2 pseudogenes are annotated in these 801 nt (G+C 60.2%); both read left to right on the top strand.

Features of this window, described 5'->3' with window-relative positions:
• Positions 1–417 (top strand): annotated as a pseudogene (locus HWY30_RS40815) (lysine N(6)-hydroxylase/L-ornithine N(5)-oxygenase family protein); the annotation flags it as partial.
• 4 nt (positions 418–421) lie between these two features.
• Positions 422–801 (top strand): annotated as a pseudogene (locus tag HWY30_RS40810) (MFS transporter); the annotation flags it as partial.

Raw genomic sequence — 801 nt, 5'->3', positions numbered from 1 at the left:
ATCGGGTTGACCTCGCTCGTCACGTCGCAGCGCAACGGCATAAGCGCGGACAGAATCATCCTGGCAACCGGTTTTCAGCCGCGCCATTTGCCGTTCGTTCAGAAGCTGCTCGACGGCGCAAGCCGTGAAGACGGTCTGCCAACGCTCGATCCCGATTACGCCGTGCGCTTCGATGCGTCAATGCCCGGTCCCGTGTATCTGCAAAACCAAAGCCGCGTGCAGCACGGCCTGCAAAGCGTCAATCTTTCACTGGTCGCGTACAGGAACAGTCGCATCATCAACAGCCTGCTAGGTCGTGCGTTCTATCCGGATGTTCCGGACCAGCAACTGCTCGACAGCATTGAGGATCAGGAGACTGAAGCAGGATCGGTACTGTGCGACGCCCCTCAGGCCTCGCGTCAACCGGCAGTGGCGTAAGCGCATGACTGGCTCCTCCATTTATCTATCGACTGGCGAGCGTGCGATCTCACACGCCGAGCACTTGCCGGCATCCCTCCAATTACGGGCGTTCATTCCGTTTCTGATCGCGTCACTGGTGATCGCCGCTTCGTACGGGACGAGTTTTCTCCTGCCCGAGTACCTGCAATCCCTGGGCATGAACAGCGATGTCGCCGGCGCCGTGATTTCGAGCGGCATGGTCTCGACCATGATCTGCTGCTGCGTGGCTGGGCGCATAGCCCAGCGTATCGGTGTCATGCCGACCATCGCACTGGCCTCGCTCGTCATGGCAGGCAGCATGCTCTGCTTCGCCGCTGCGCCAATGGACATTCGTGCGGTCTATGCAGGCGGTTTGCTGTTGGG

Source organism: Paraburkholderia tuberum STM678, assembly GCF_902833905.1.
Classification (GTDB): Bacteria; Pseudomonadota; Gammaproteobacteria; order Burkholderiales; family Burkholderiaceae; genus Paraburkholderia; species Paraburkholderia tuberum.
The sequence above is the reverse complement of the archived record's forward strand: the minus strand, read 5'-3'. Positions and strand labels throughout refer to the sequence as shown.